The sequence below is a fragment of the Secundilactobacillus yichangensis genome, assembly GCF_016861565.1.
GTDB lineage: Bacteria > Bacillota > Bacilli > Lactobacillales > Lactobacillaceae > Secundilactobacillus > Secundilactobacillus yichangensis.
In genome coordinates, this window is record NZ_BOLK01000011.1 from 60,486 (window position 1) to 73,773 (window position 13,288).

Sequence of the window (13,288 nt, forward strand, 5' to 3'; positions counted from 1 at the left end):
ATTATTGATGTAAGCTGTGACAAAACTCGGTAGATTCCAGAATTTAACGTGAATAATGCCTATTCCGCGGTTTTTGCGGAATAGGCATTATTTGCGTTAAATGGCCGGAATCTGAGTTTTGGAACGTAATTGGGCTATATAACCGGATAAAGCCGAAGCACAGACACAACTGATTCGGATTAAGAATTAATTGAGGTACTTACCAATATAGACTTATGGCACCGTCCCTTATTTTTTGTCGTCAGCTTCTACCATCCATAAAATTTGACTTATTACTAACTGAGCAAGCGTTATTCCGAGTATAATGAAAGAAAAGCATGCTTTAGGAGGTGGCACCATGCAAAAACTTTCGAACTATCGACGATTATGGGCAGTGGTAGGTGTTGGTATGGTTTCACTGATATTGGCGTTTGGCTTGCATCAGCCAGTTTGGGCGCAAATTTTGGTGACGGTTCTGGGTTCACTGATTGCATTGCTGATGTTTATTGACATGGTAAAGACGTTGCGTTCAGGTAAGTTTGGCGTGGATCTGTTGGCGATTACCGCGGTGATTGCCACATTAGCCATTGGTGAGTATTGGGCGGCACTAATCGTATTACTAATGTTGACTGGTGGTGACGCCTTGGAAGATTACGCTGCACACAAGGCTAATGCAGATTTGCAGTCACTACTGGATAAATCACCGCAGCAGGCACATTTAATGGTCGATGGCAGTATTAAAGCGATTGCCGTTGATCAAGTTGATGTCGGTAACCAGCTGTTAGTTAAACCAGGTGAAGTGATTCCAGTCGACGGTACGATTATATCTGGTGGAACCACACTAGATGAGTCGTCATTAACTGGTGAATCTCGGCCAGTTGATAAGGTTACCGGTGACACCGTCATGTCAGGTTCAGTGAACGGCGATGCGTCTATTCAAATGGTGGCGGATCAAAAGGCAGCTGACAGTCAATTTCAAAATATTGTTCGCTTAGTTAAACAAGCGGAAGCACAACCCGCTCACTTTGTTCGCATGGCGGATCGTTATGCGCTTCCGTTTACGATCTTGGCCTACGTGATTGCCGGTACTTCTTGGATCGTTTCAGGGGACCCTGTCCGGTTTGCTGAAGTGCTAGTTGTGGCATCTCCCTGTCCCTTAATTTTGGCTGCACCGATCGCATTAGTGGCAGGCATGAGCCGGTCGAGTCAAAGCGGTATCATTGTTAAAACTGGAACGACTCTTGAACGGCTTGCTAAGATTAAAACCGTGGCCTTCGATAAAACCGGGACGATTACTCAAGGACATTTAAAAGTAAACGAAATATTGACTCAGCCAGCCGTTGATCAAAAACAATTACTGACGTTAGCTGCGGCAACAGAACAGCAGTCTAATCATATTCTGGCACGTTCACTGATGCAGGCTGCACCGGATCAGCTGCCAACTGCCAGTGATGTTAAAGAGACCACCGGTGGCGGTGTTCAGGCTGAGATTGACGGTCATTTAATCCGGGTTGGTAAAGCCGACTTTGCCATGACGGATGGGACCATCCAAAAGGTTGAGGATACAGCGGTTTACGTTTCCGCTGATGATCAGTATTTAGGCTGTGTGACGTTTACGGATGAATTGCGGCCGGAAGCGGTAACCACCATGTCTGAACTGCACGAACTGGGCATTAAAAACCTGATGATGATCTCAGGTGACCGTCAGTCGATTGCTGAAAAAATTGCGAAGGCGGTTGGTATCGACCGGGTCTACGCTGAGTGTTTGCCAGGTGAGAAAATTGAAGTGCTGAAGAAAGTACCTGAAAATCAACGGCCAGTAGCCATGGTCGGTGACGGGGTGAACGATGCCCCATCATTGGTCACGGCCGACGTAGGGATTGCCATGGGTGCCAGTGGTGCAACCACAGCTAGCGAGTCTGCGGATGCCGTTATTTTGAAGGATGATCTGCGTCGAACAGTGATTGCGGTGCGCATTTCTAGAGCGACCATGCACGTTGCCCGTCAGTCAGTGATGGTGGGAATTATCATCTGTACCGTGCTGATGATGATCGCCAGTTTTGGTGTTATTCCGGCAATCTTTGGGGCACTGCTCCAGGAAGTTGTTGATACTGTGACAATTCTGTGGGCATTACGTGCACGCAGTATTGCGATTAAAGAATAACTTCACTAGGTCCAGTAATCTTGCTTGCAATTTAAAATCATTCATTGTACGATAACTCGTGAAAACTGAATAGATTTCTTCGGGGCAGGGTGTAATTCCCGACCGATGGTGACAGTTAGATCGAACAAGCGATCGCAGCATGGCTGAAGTCCGTGACCCACGTTATTCGTGGTTGACCCAGTGAGAGTCTGGGACCGACAGTTAAAGTCTGGATGGGAGAAGAAAAGAACTATTTCGTACCATTGGTGGACACATTTTGTGTACCATAACCGTATGAAATCTTGTTTAGCTTATCAATAAATAAGGCCCCGCATTTTTATGCGAGGCCTTTTTTCGTGAGGTGAATAAGGTTTGATTGAGTCAAAGTATTTTCAAATGGCAGTTGCCGCTGCTAAACGGGGAACGGACACCTGGACGAATCCCCAAGTCGGCGCGGTGCTTGTTAAAGATCAACAAGTTTTAGCAGTTGGGTATCATCACCAATACGGTCAGCACCATGCTGAGATTGACGCACTGTCACAGTTAGATGATATTAGCCAGGCAAAGGGGGCCACCATGTATGTCACGCTGGAACCTTGCAGCCATTATGGGAAAACGCCGCCCTGCGCAAAACGGCTGGCAGAAGTAGGCGTTTCCCAGGTAGTTATTGGCCAGCTGGATCCTAATCCGATAGTGACTGGTAAGGGAGTGGCCATCCTTAAAGCACATGGTATCAAGGTTGAAATACTCGGTGAGAATCAGGGGTTAAATCTGGCCTATAACTTTTTCTATCAGCATCAGCGACCGTTAGTCACCCTAAAGTACGCCATGTCATTGGACGGCAAAATTAATGGTGCTGGAAATGAGCGAACTATGCTAACACAGACCGCAGCTCAGCAGGATGCACAGCGGTTGCGAAGCAGACAGCAAGCTATTTTAGTGGGTGAACATACCCTTACTATTGATAATCCGCGGTTAACGGTTCGAACGTCGTCAATGATATTCCCGCCAATTCGCGCGGCCCTTGTTCATCACGTGGATGAAGTTGATCCGCGGAGCCATTTACTGGATCAGTCTGCTGCTACGTGGTTCTTCAGCGAAACACCATCAACCCAGAAATTACCTGAAAAAGTACGTGTTTTAGTTGATTCACACTGGACACCGGCTAAAATGGTTCAGCAATTTGCTAATGAAGGGATTCAATCGCTTTTAGTTGAGGGCGGCAGTCACTTGCAGGCTGATTTTTTAGCGGTTAATTTAGCTGACGAGGTTGTTGTTTACGTCGCTCCAACCATGCTGGGCGGCAATGCGTTACCGGCTGCTATTGGTGCGCCGCTGACCGCACAATCCCACTTTGAAACGCCGACGATTTCAATGCTGGGTCCCGATATTCGGATTCAGACAAGGAGGGTTTAAGGATGTTTACAGGTATTATTAAGGGTATTGGTCATGTTGTAGCAATCCAACGCTTAGAGGATACTGCTAAATTAACGGTTGCAGCACCATTATTCGCAGAGTTAAAGCCACAACCCGGTGATAGTGTTGCTGTGAACGGGATTTGTTTAACGGTAACGGCTGTAGCACCTGGACAACTCTCCGTTGAAGCAATGCCGGAAACGACCCGGCTAACTAATTTGGGACAGTTGAAAAAGGATGACCCAGTTAATCTGGAACCGGCTCTAGGGGCTACTGAACGGCTGGATGGTCATTTTGTCCTAGGTCACGTTGATACAACGGCTAAGTTAATTCAGCGGGTTGAAGATCAAAACGCGACGACATTAACTTTTGAAATCGCGCCAGAGTATGATGAATACATTGTCAAAAAAGGTTCGATTGCTATCGATGGAATCAGTTTAACGGTGACGCAAAGCACGCCGCAGCAGTTTTCTGTGAGTCTTATTCCATACACCCAAGATCAGACAACGTTGGGGCGTCGGCAAGTCGGTGATTTAGTGAATATTGAAACGGACATTTTAGGTAAGTACATCGTGGGCACGCAGCGAAAGGAAGCAATCCAATGACAAACCAAGCGTTATCTCAAAAAGTTGAAGCAGCAATTGAAACCCTTAAACAAGGGAAGTTAATCATTGTGGCAGACTCACTTGACCGAGAAGCTGAGGGGGACATGGTGGGACTGGCTGAATACGTTTCTCCGGCAAACGTAAATACCATGGTGACCAAAGCTCGCGGATTGTTATGCGTGCCAATGAGTGCTGAAGTGGCACAGCGATTGGGTTTGAAACCCATGGTGACGGATGCAACGGACGCGTACGGAACGGCATTTACGATCAGCACGGATGTTCGAACCACGACTACCGGAATTTCGGCGTATGACCGGGCGGCTACTATTGCTGCCTTAGCTCAGCCAGACAGTACCTTCGATGATTTTTACCACCCAGGTCATATCTTTCCGTTGATTGCGCGGGATAATGGCGTGCTGGAACGTGACGGGCATACTGAAGCCGCGGTGGATTTAGCCAGACTGGCAGGAGCTCAGCCAATTGCTTACATCTGCGAAATCCTCAAGAAAGATGGTACGATGGCCCGCCGCAAGGACCTCAAAGCGTATGCAGAAGGGACGCAAACACCCCTGATTACCATTGAAGAACTACAGCAATATCGCCAGACAAAAGCAATTGAAGTCATCGCTGACGTTAAACTGCCAACAAAGTACGGTACTTTTAAATTAAAGGCGTTTAAGACTAACCCCGACAGTGAGCCAACGCTGCTGATTACCAAGGGAAATATTCATGGTGATGAACCGTTATTGCTTAGGCTGCATTCGGAGTGCTTAACCGGTGATGTGTTTGGATCAAAGCGCTGCGATTGCGGTGCACAATTAGCTGAAGCCTTAAAACGGATCGAACAGGCTGGCCGCGGAGCCGTTTTGTACTTACGCCAAGAAGGTCGGGGTATCGGTCTTGAAAATAAGCTGAAAGCCTATGAATTGCAGGAGCAGGGCCTTGATACGGTTGAAGCCAATCTGCACTTAGGGCTGCCAGCCGATGACCGGAACTATGGTCTAGCAGCTGCTATCTTGCGCCAAGAGGGCGTAGTAACGGTTAATTTAATGACTAATAATCCGGATAAAATTCAGCAATTAGAAGAGTACGGCATCAGAGTCAACCACCGGGTACCACTTGAAACGGGCTTAACTCAGGAAAATGAAGCGTATTTAAAAACTAAAAAAAATAAGTTTCATCATCTTCTTAAGGAGGTCAATTAAATGCAAATCTTGACACTTTCAAGAATCGGCAAAGGATTTAAGGTTGGTATCGTGGTCGCACAATTTAACGAACTGGTCACCGAGAAATTGCAGCAAGGTGCAGTCTCACAACTAGAAAAATACGGTGTCAGCGATGCCGGTATTACGGTTGCTGCGGTACCCGGTGCGCTGGAATTACCGCGAATAGTCAGCAAGTTGGCTAATTCGGGTAAGGTAGACGGGATAATCGCACTGGGGGCTGTGATCCGGGGTGAAACCTCGCATTATGATTACGTCTGTGCGGAGACTGCTAGCGGCCTAGCTCAGGTATCTTTAAATGGTCCGGTTCCGGTGATGTTTGGCGTGTTAACCACCGATAATTTAGATCAGGCAATCAGCCGGGCCGGTGGTAAAGGCGGTAATAAGGGTGCCGATTGTGCAGACGGATTGATCGAAATGATTAATCTGGAAAAGCAGCTTTAATATAGAAGAAAGTTTAACCATCTTTGGACAAGAACGGAATAAAATATTGGATTAACCCGTAGTTTAATTCCCTGCTACAACCTAAATCTGCTTCATAACATAGTCTTTTGCCAAGTAACTAAATAGCGACTGATTTCCCGTTCAGGAAACCAGTCGCTATTTAGTTATTCTTTGGAATCCAATTGAGTGGGGCCTCATCCTGCTTGTCATTGCCTAAAATGTTTCATGTGAAACATGGTTGAAGAGCAAGCATTATTTTTCCTGTAATTGGTTAAATATGTTCTGCATACTGGATTCGATTTGATTAAGTTCAGTTGAGTAGTCCTTTAACTGATTGCCGTATTTTTCAACTTTTTGTTTATCAACATCGGTTTTATAGCGCAGTTTGTGCTCCAAACTTGCCCACATATCCATTCCCACTGTTCGTAGCTGAATTTCAACCGGTGTTGAAACTGGTCCTTCAGCACGGAAAACGGGTACGGATACGACTAAGTGAAGACTGCGATAGCCGCTTGGTTTAGGATGTGAAATGTAATCTTTGCGTTTCAATAATCTTACGTCGGACTGCTTGGTTAGCGCATGTTCTACGGTTTCAATATCATCGAGGTAATTGGTGATCACCCGAATTCCGGCAATATCAAAGATATGATCTTTAATAGCGTCAAAGGAGAAGTCATAGCCCTTTTTAGCTAATTTACGGACGAGACTTCTAGGAGATTTCATACGGGTTTCCATATGGTGAATCGGATTATGGTTATCAAGCATTTCAAATTCACTGTCGAGGTTTTCAAGTTTAGTACCAAACTCCTTAGCACCAGCTTGACATTGTTGATAGTAAACGAAGAATTGACGGAAATCAGTGGCGTTGTAATCGCCTAATACGTGGCTCGTTTCATCAGAGATCTGGTTGATATTAGGTAAGTTATCACGTTGTAAAATCATAATGAATCTCCTTTGAGCGATAATGGTGCTATTTTAGCACTAAATGGCTGTACAGCGAAATAACCTCGCAATATTTCGTTAGTTGATCAAAGTTAGGTGGGTTGTTTCAGGAAGGCTAGTAATGGCACTTGAGTCTAATCATGCCTCGGATTAATAATCTCTTAAAGCAGATGGTCAGGCTTGACTTCATGGAAATTAGGCGTAATATATTCTCCAATTAATGCATGCTTGAAGGGAGCTGGGCATATGAAACGCACTTGGATGATTACAGGAATGAGCAGTAATTTTGGTCAGCGATTGATTCAAAACTTGATTAAGAAGGGTAAGCTGGCAACAACTAATGCCCAGAACGAATTAAAGATTAAATCACGAGATCAAGGTCAGGTCGATTTAATGATCAACCTGCGTGGCTAATCACTATTAAATAACTAATAAGTATAGCGGCAGAATCCATTTGGATTCTGCCGCTTTTTATAAAGTGGTATCAGTTGTCAGCCTAAAAGACAAAATAAGAAGTCAATTAGAATTCATCCTGTGTACTAGTGATCGGATGTGAATCAGATATCCCGTAGTACTGGTTATGAGTCTTCTATATTACCGTCATCATACGGGTCTATTCGTTTGTTAATGAAGGTAAGGATCGTTGACAAAATGGATAATGACTTGTAATCTAACCAGTTAGTTAGTATTAGTTGTCAATTAAGTTAACAGAGCAACTAATTGTGTAACGTTAATTTCTGTAAGAGAGAAGGCATTTACGTGTTAGAGAAAACCGTGTATCGACAATTATTGAGCCATGCATTTGATATTACCATTGCTGTGACTTACTGGGATGGTAAAGAGGAAACTTATGGTGACGGCGAACCGGTTGTTAAAATCCGGTTTAATGAGGAACTTCCTTTAAAGAGCTTCACTGATGAACCGACTTTGACACTAGCGGAAGACTATATGAAGGGTGCCATTGAAATTGATGGCAGCATTGAAGAACTAGTTGCTTCAGCGTTCCGTACAGATCACAGTTTCTTAACTAATAATCCATTTATCAAGCATTTCCCAAAACGTTCTCATTCTGAAAAGAGCAGCCAAAAGGATATTCAGAGCCACTATGATATTGGTAATGACTTCTATGAAATGTGGCTGGATAAGACCATGACTTATTCATGTGCCTACTTCGAACATGAAGATGACACTTTGGAAGAAGCTCAAGTTAACAAGATGCACCATATTTTGAATAAATTGAAGCCAGAACCCGGCAAGCGCCTATTAGATATCGGTAGCGGCTGGGGGACTTTACTGTTTATGGCTGCTGAAGAATACGGCTTGCACGCGACTGGCATTACGCTTAGTCAAGAGCAATACGACTACACGCAGCAGCAAATCAAGGCGCGTCATCTTGAAGACAAGGTCAACGTGCTGTTAGAAGACTACCGTGAAGTCAATGATCAATTTGATTACGTGACTTCTGTTGGAATGTTTGAACACGTTGGTAAGGAAAACCTCGGTTTGTACTTTAAGAAGGTTGCTGACTTTATGAAGCCAAATGGCCGGGCATTGATCCACGGAATTACTGGTCAGCATGAAGGTGCTGGGGTCGATCCATTTATTACCAAGTATATCTTCCCTGGTGGCTATATTCCTAATGTTGCTGAAAACTTAAAGCACATTATGGATGCTAAGCTGCAATTCTCCGACATCGAACCGCTTCGCCGTCATTATCAAAAAACCCTTGAAATTTGGGACAAAAATTATTTGAAGGTTCAAGATAAAGCCGAAGAAAAGTATGGTAAAGAATTTGCCCGGATGTGGAATATGTATCTTCAAGCCTGCGCCGGTTCATTTGAAGGTGGCAACATTGACGTGATGCAATACCTATTGGTTAAAGCACCAAGCGGTACTGGCCTGCCAATGACCCGTCAGTATATTTACGATGCTGACAGTAAAGAAGTCTCAAAAGAAGCATAGTGTGTAACAACTCGTTTAGGTTCCAGAATATAAGCAAAAAAGACGGTATTCCTGTATTTTGGAATACCGTTTTTCTTTGGACCAGAACCGGAATTTGATTACAATAATTTACAAACATTGCTGATTGTCGCTATGATAGACCTAGAAGTAATTGTTGGAGGCGATAATTTGGCTTCAATCCAAGTTCAAGAAGCGTTTATTAAGGGTAAAGTAAGCGATGAAAAGTGTGAAGATACTATCGTAAATACACCTGATTTCATGGCCATCGTTGACGGTGTTACTAGCAAGTCCAATTTTGAGTATCATGGTAAAACAACTGGTAAGTTAGCTTCGATGATGATTGCAGGCGTGATTGAACGCTTGCCTAAGAATGCCACTTTAGCGGTGCTGATCAAGCAGGTTAATCAACGGTTTGCTGACTTCTATCAGCACGTTGAGTTTACGGCCGACCGTGCCAGTCAAGGCTTACAGGCAGTTGCCGTTATCTATTCGCGGTTTCGCAATGAGCTGTGGCAGGTTGGCGACGCGCAGATCAATTTGGATGGGCGACTATTGACTAATCCGAAACCTAGCGATTTAGTCTTATCAAATATGCGCAGTTTGATTCTACGGTTATCTCCTGACAGTAGCGGTGAATCAGATCCTGGTCGTACGGTCATACTGCCGTGGATCTTAAAAGCCACGCAGTTTGCCAACTCAGCCGATAGCGAGTGGGGTTACAGTATCTTTAATGGTGAGTCAATTCCGAAATCATTGGTGCAGATCTACCCGTTAACAAACAACAAGACACATGAGATTGTTTTAGCCAGTGACGGTTATCCAAAAGCGGAGAGAACTTTAGCTGATTCCGAATCAGGGCTGGCGGAAGTTTTGAAAAATGATCCCAGTTGCAGTCACGCATATCGCTCAACTAAGGGCCTTAAGCAGGGTAACCGTTCGTTTGATGATCGCAGTCTTATTCATTTTACGGTTTCTCCAGATAATGGGGATTAAAAAAACTCCTAGAACTGAACGATGATGACGTCATCGGACAATTCCAGGAGCTTTTTAATCTGAATCAAACTTAAAGTGATTTCTTCGTATTAGTAGCATTTCGTTTAGCATTACGGATGAGTTTTATCGCTCGCTTGCGAGTCTTTAAACTAGGACTCTTTAAACGACGATAAGCGCTAGCTCCATGAGTAAACTCCTTACAAACTACCAAGAGGCCTTACGGACACCCGGAATCTGACCAAGGTGAGCGTACTTCCGGAAATTCAAGCGGGACATATTGAACTTGCGCATATAGCCCCGTGGTCGGCCGTCTAAGCTGTCCCGGTTACGTAACCGGTTAGGATTAGAGTCCTTTGGTAATCGTGCCAAAGCTTCGTAGTCGCCTTGGGCCTTTAACTCACGTCGAATAGTAGCGTACTTTGCAATCAGTTCACGCTGCTTGTTATACTTTGCAATCTTTGATTTCTTTGCCATGTTTCCTCCAATGACTTAGTGATGTAGGTGAAGATAACTCATTAGGTAACTGCGGAGTCAACGGCGTTAGTTCTATTTTATTCGTCACAACAATAGTAATAATTTACCAATAATTGGCTTGAATTACCAATAATTTGCCTTGATGTAACTAAATTGTAATGATTACTCTTTAGAAATAAATGAAATCCGCAAAGTATGTTAAAATAATTTGTGGAAATTTTTACACTAGGGGTGCCATTTGGCTGAGATAGATGAATATCTAGTCCCTTTGAACCTGTAGAGGTAATACTTGCGAAGGAAAGTGTACGTGAACATCAAATATAATGATGGTCTTTCAGTGCGCGAAACGAAGTGCAGCTGAAAGGCCTTTTAATTTTGAAAGAGGGGCGTTTTAATGGGTAACACAAAGCCAAGCGGTTTATTCCTGCTTTGGATGGGTGCGGCGATTTCAATCGCTGAAATTGTGACTGGAACGTTGATTGCACCACTGGGATGGAAAAACGGTTTATTGGCAATCTTGATTGGGCACATCATTGGCTGCTTTGTTTTTTTGCTGCCTGCTGGTTACTTGTCAGCACAGCAGAATCGAACAGCAATTCAAGCGACCAAAACCGTTTTTGGCCAACAAGGCGTTTTGTTGTTCTCACTGCTAAATGCACTGCAACTGCTTGGCTGGACCGCAGTGATGATCGTGAATGCCCAGCAAGCGATGAACGGGCTATCAAAGGCACTTTTTAACTATCATTCGGTTTTCGTGATGTCACTTATCGTTGCGGTTTTAATCGTGGTTTGGCTGCTGATGGATCACAAGTGGCTTTTTAAAGTGAATAATGTCATCGTCCTTTTGCTGGCTATCGGGATGCTGTTGATGCTATGGACCATTATTAAAGAAGGTCGGCTGCAAAACAGTGCCAACCTGGCGCCATTAAGCTTTGGTAGCGCAGTTGAACTGAACGTGACCATGGCACTTTCCTGGTTGCCACTGATTGGCGATTATACTCAGCATACCGACCGACCGTTTCGCACGAGCATGGATAGTGTCTGCGGTTACTTTATTGCCAGTGTTGCCATGTTCTCGCTGGGATTATTTACCGTTATTTTAACCGGGCAATCAGACTTTACGACGGTACTGTCACATTCAAGTATGGGCATGATTGCATTGCTGGTAATCGTCTTTTCAACGGTGACAACGACTTTCATGGATGCTTACTCAGCGGCGACTAACATTGCCAACGTGGTTAAAACCAAAGCGGTTAATTTAATTGCGGTTGGTGTGACTGTCTTAGGATTGCTGATTGCACTCTTTGTATCGATGTCGTACTACCAAAGCTTCTTATCAGCCATCGGCGCGGTCTTTACACCGCTATTTGCGATTTTGTTTGTCAGTGTCTTTTTGATGCGTCAGCGACTGTCATTGCCACTAAACTTTATTTGGTGGCTGATTGGTTTTGTCGGGTATTCCTGGCTGCAGAAACTGGATTTCTTTTTGGGGACGACCTTCTTCTTGCTACTAGTGCTAGGATTAGGCGTTTATCTCACCGGATTAGTGACGAAAAAGTATCCGTTGATGACGGACTAAAAAACAGTTCAACAATCAGTAAAATGATTAGTTGAGCTGCTTTTTAGTAATGGGGTTTAGATAGTCTGATAATGGTTGTCTGTTAACGCAAAACTTTTTTTTAAGCCAGAGGTGATGGCAACTTTAAAATCGCGAGTAACGAAAATGGCTTCCAGACCGGGCTGCTTTTCGATTAACGGAATACCCTTATCGATATCTTGATAAAACGCCTCAGTTGTCCAGATATCGCCATCGATGGATAAATCACTGACAATCGTGACACTCTCCAGGTCATTTTGAATCGGATAACCGGTTTTAGAATCAAACATGTGATGGTAATTGTGGCCGTTGATGACGAGATAACGCTCGTAGATTCCTGAAGTAACGATAGATTTAGCTGGAGTTGTCAGCACCCCCAGCGCAACGTGACGCTGTTTTAGCGGGTTTTGTACGCCAATGCGCCATAGCCCGTTGGGGTGCGTGCTATTACCCACTAATAAGATATTACCGCCTAGGTCAATAATGCCGCTTTTGACGCCGCGAGAGACCCATAGGTTCTTGATGGCATCAGCAATATAGCCTTTCGCAATGCCGCCCAGATCGATTTCCATACCGGCTTTTCGAAGAAAAACGGTTCGGTTGTCGTCTAGTTGGATGTCATCTGGGTCGATCAACTGAAGCCGCTGCTTGATATCTGTATCGGCTGGCAGATTAGCACCATCAAAGCCGATCTTCCATAATTTTACCAGCGGACCAATGGCAGTGTTAAAGCCTAAGCGCCATTGACTGACCTCTACCGCACGTTTGATCAGTTTGTAGGTGATTTCCGATACTTGAACCGGTTTTTGACCCGCAGCATGGTTAATGGACATTACTTCGGAGACGGGACGATTAACCGTTAAAATGTCTTCGTAATGCTCAATTAAGTGATTCCCGGCATCTAGATCAGCCGCCGTTGCAGGTTCGTTCACCGAGAGGGTGATGGTGGTTCCTAAACCGTAATATTGTCTTTGAATCATCTAAGGATCACGCCTTCCATAAAGTTCTTATGAGTTTAGAATAACACAATCCGCTTTGGAGCATGAGGAATCCTTAGACACAAAAACGCGCTGACTGAGCTGATTCAGCCGGCGCGCTAAAGAAACTTATAACTCTGAGAATGGAATTTGCACTTCTATCGTTCGTTGAGATGTCTTGACTACGCCGGTGGATATGCACAACTGCTTGATGAGCAAATCCTTTAAGTGTGCTGAGCGGCATAATCATTCAGTAGTAGTTTCTTTCATAGGCGTTTTCCTCCAATTAAGCTTAAATGACACAATATGTACGACTACAGTAGTTTAAAGTCACCTCCTAAGGCAAAAGGAACGTTGCAAGAAAATTCTGCCCCCCTAGTCGTTCCTTTTGTAGAATTACAGTTACTATAGCATTAAAAAATGATGAGTTCAATATTAAATAAAGATTAAATTATGAAAAAGTAAGGTTTCTCCCGCTAGTCCCATGATGCTTGCCATTTGATACGTAGCAGCGTAACTTAAAAGGTGTAAAG

Annotated in this window: 13 protein-coding genes and 2 riboswitches; of the genes, 9 read left to right on the forward strand and 4 right to left on the reverse strand. The window is 44.2% G+C overall.

Annotated elements, in window-relative coordinates; genetic code table 11:
* The first annotated feature begins 337 nt into the window (after positions 1-337).
* The 5 genes from JUE95_RS09280 to ribH all read left to right on the forward strand — a co-directional run bounded on the left by JUE95_RS09280 (position 338) and on the right by ribH (position 5,810).
* Positions 338-2,143: a heavy metal translocating P-type ATPase gene (locus tag JUE95_RS09280; protein WP_203650911.1), complete on the forward strand. Its 1,806-nt coding sequence runs from the start codon at positions 338-340 to the stop codon at positions 2,141-2,143.
* Positions 2,144-2,214: 71 nt separating this feature from the next.
* Positions 2,215-2,371, forward strand: a riboswitch (FMN riboswitch).
* Positions 2,372-2,494: 123 nt separating this feature from the next.
* A complete protein-coding gene (gene ribD, locus JUE95_RS09285; protein WP_203650912.1) occupies positions 2,495-3,538 on the forward strand; it encodes a bifunctional diaminohydroxyphosphoribosylaminopyrimidine deaminase/5-amino-6-(5-phosphoribosylamino)uracil reductase RibD in 1,044 nt (347 codons plus the stop codon).
* A 2-nt stretch (positions 3,539-3,540) separates the two neighbouring features.
* Positions 3,541-4,143 carry a riboflavin synthase gene (locus JUE95_RS09290; protein WP_203650913.1) on the forward strand — a complete coding sequence of 201 codons (603 nt, stop codon included), beginning with the start codon at positions 3,541-3,543 and terminating at the stop codon, positions 4,141-4,143.
* Positions 4,140-5,348, forward strand: a complete 1,209-nt coding sequence (gene ribA, locus JUE95_RS09295) for a GTP cyclohydrolase II (RefSeq protein WP_203650914.1) — start codon at positions 4,140-4,142, stop codon at positions 5,346-5,348. The genes JUE95_RS09290 and ribA overlap by 4 nt, the downstream gene beginning before the upstream one ends.
* Positions 5,349-5,810 carry a 6,7-dimethyl-8-ribityllumazine synthase gene (ribH, locus tag JUE95_RS09300; RefSeq protein ID WP_203650916.1) on the forward strand — a complete coding sequence of 154 codons (462 nt, stop codon included), beginning with the start codon at positions 5,349-5,351 and terminating at the stop codon, positions 5,808-5,810. It begins immediately after the preceding gene.
* A 252-nt stretch (positions 5,811-6,062) separates the two neighbouring features.
* On the opposite strand, the gene JUE95_RS09305 is transcribed toward ribH, so the two are convergent.
* Positions 6,063-6,752: a GTP pyrophosphokinase gene (locus JUE95_RS09305; protein WP_203650918.1), complete on the reverse strand. Its 690-nt coding sequence runs from the start codon at positions 6,750-6,752 to the stop codon at positions 6,063-6,065.
* A gap of 246 nt (positions 6,753-6,998) precedes the next feature.
* Here JUE95_RS09305 and JUE95_RS09310 point away from each other — a divergent pair, with 246 nt between their 5' ends.
* The 3 genes from JUE95_RS09310 to JUE95_RS09320 all read left to right on the forward strand — a co-directional run bounded on the left by JUE95_RS09310 (position 6,999) and on the right by JUE95_RS09320 (position 9,707).
* Positions 6,999-7,166, forward strand: coding sequence for a hypothetical protein (locus JUE95_RS09310; RefSeq protein WP_203650919.1), 168 nt, complete (start codon positions 6,999-7,001; stop codon positions 7,164-7,166).
* 345 nt (positions 7,167-7,511) lie between these two features.
* The gene (locus JUE95_RS09315; RefSeq protein ID WP_203650921.1) at positions 7,512-8,714 is read left to right on the forward strand and encodes an SAM-dependent methyltransferase; all 1,203 of its coding nucleotides are present in this window, start codon (positions 7,512-7,514) and stop codon (positions 8,712-8,714) included.
* A 168-nt stretch (positions 8,715-8,882) separates the two neighbouring features.
* Positions 8,883-9,707, forward strand: a complete 825-nt coding sequence (locus JUE95_RS09320) for a hypothetical protein (RefSeq protein ID WP_203650922.1) — start codon at positions 8,883-8,885, stop codon at positions 9,705-9,707.
* Positions 9,708-9,777: 70 nt separating this feature from the next.
* Here JUE95_RS09320 and JUE95_RS09325 read toward each other — a convergent pair whose 3' ends face one another.
* Positions 9,778-9,918, reverse strand: coding sequence for a putative metal homeostasis protein (locus JUE95_RS09325; protein ID WP_203650923.1), 141 nt, complete (start codon positions 9,916-9,918; stop codon positions 9,778-9,780).
* Positions 9,912-10,181 carry a 30S ribosomal protein S14 gene (rpsN, locus tag JUE95_RS09330; protein WP_203650926.1) on the reverse strand — a complete coding sequence of 90 codons (270 nt, stop codon included), beginning with the start codon at positions 10,179-10,181 and terminating at the stop codon, positions 9,912-9,914. The genes JUE95_RS09325 and rpsN overlap by 7 nt, the downstream gene beginning before the upstream one ends.
* 217 nt (positions 10,182-10,398) lie before the next feature.
* A riboswitch (TPP riboswitch) is annotated at positions 10,399-10,498 on the forward strand.
* Between the two features lie 77 nt (positions 10,499-10,575).
* Here rpsN and cytX point away from each other — a divergent pair.
* On the forward strand, positions 10,576-11,760 hold the full coding sequence (cytX, locus tag JUE95_RS09335) for a putative hydroxymethylpyrimidine transporter CytX (protein ID WP_203650928.1): 1,185 nt from the start codon (positions 10,576-10,578) through the stop codon (positions 11,758-11,760).
* Positions 11,761-11,816: 56 nt separating this feature from the next.
* Here the strand turns inward: cytX and JUE95_RS09340 are convergent, their stop codons facing one another.
* On the reverse strand, positions 11,817-12,758 hold the full coding sequence (locus JUE95_RS09340; protein ID WP_203650930.1) for an FAD:protein FMN transferase: 942 nt from the start codon (positions 12,756-12,758) through the stop codon (positions 11,817-11,819).
* Positions 12,759-13,288 lie beyond the last annotated feature (530 nt).

Coding starts and splice junctions, on each gene's coding strand:
- JUE95_RS09280 (WP_203650911.1), top strand. CDS start 338: ATGCAAAAACTTTCGAACTATCGACGATTATGGGCAGTGGTAGGTGTT.
- JUE95_RS09290 (WP_203650913.1), top strand. CDS start 3,541: ATGTTTACAGGTATTATTAAGGGTATTGGTCATGTTGTAGCAATCCAA.
- ribA (WP_203650914.1), top strand. CDS start 4,140: ATGACAAACCAAGCGTTATCTCAAAAAGTTGAAGCAGCAATTGAAACC.
- ribH (WP_203650916.1), top strand. CDS start 5,349: ATGCAAATCTTGACACTTTCAAGAATCGGCAAAGGATTTAAGGTTGGT.
- JUE95_RS09305 (WP_203650918.1), bottom strand. CDS start 6,752: ATGATTTTACAACGTGATAACTTACCTAATATCAACCAGATCTCTGAT.
- JUE95_RS09310 (WP_203650919.1), top strand. CDS start 6,999: ATGAAACGCACTTGGATGATTACAGGAATGAGCAGTAATTTTGGTCAG.
- rpsN (WP_203650926.1), bottom strand. CDS start 10,181: ATGGCAAAGAAATCAAAGATTGCAAAGTATAACAAGCAGCGTGAACTG.
- cytX (WP_203650928.1), top strand. CDS start 10,576: ATGGGTAACACAAAGCCAAGCGGTTTATTCCTGCTTTGGATGGGTGCG.
- JUE95_RS09340 (WP_203650930.1), bottom strand. CDS start 12,758: ATGATTCAAAGACAATATTACGGTTTAGGAACCACCATCACCCTCTCG.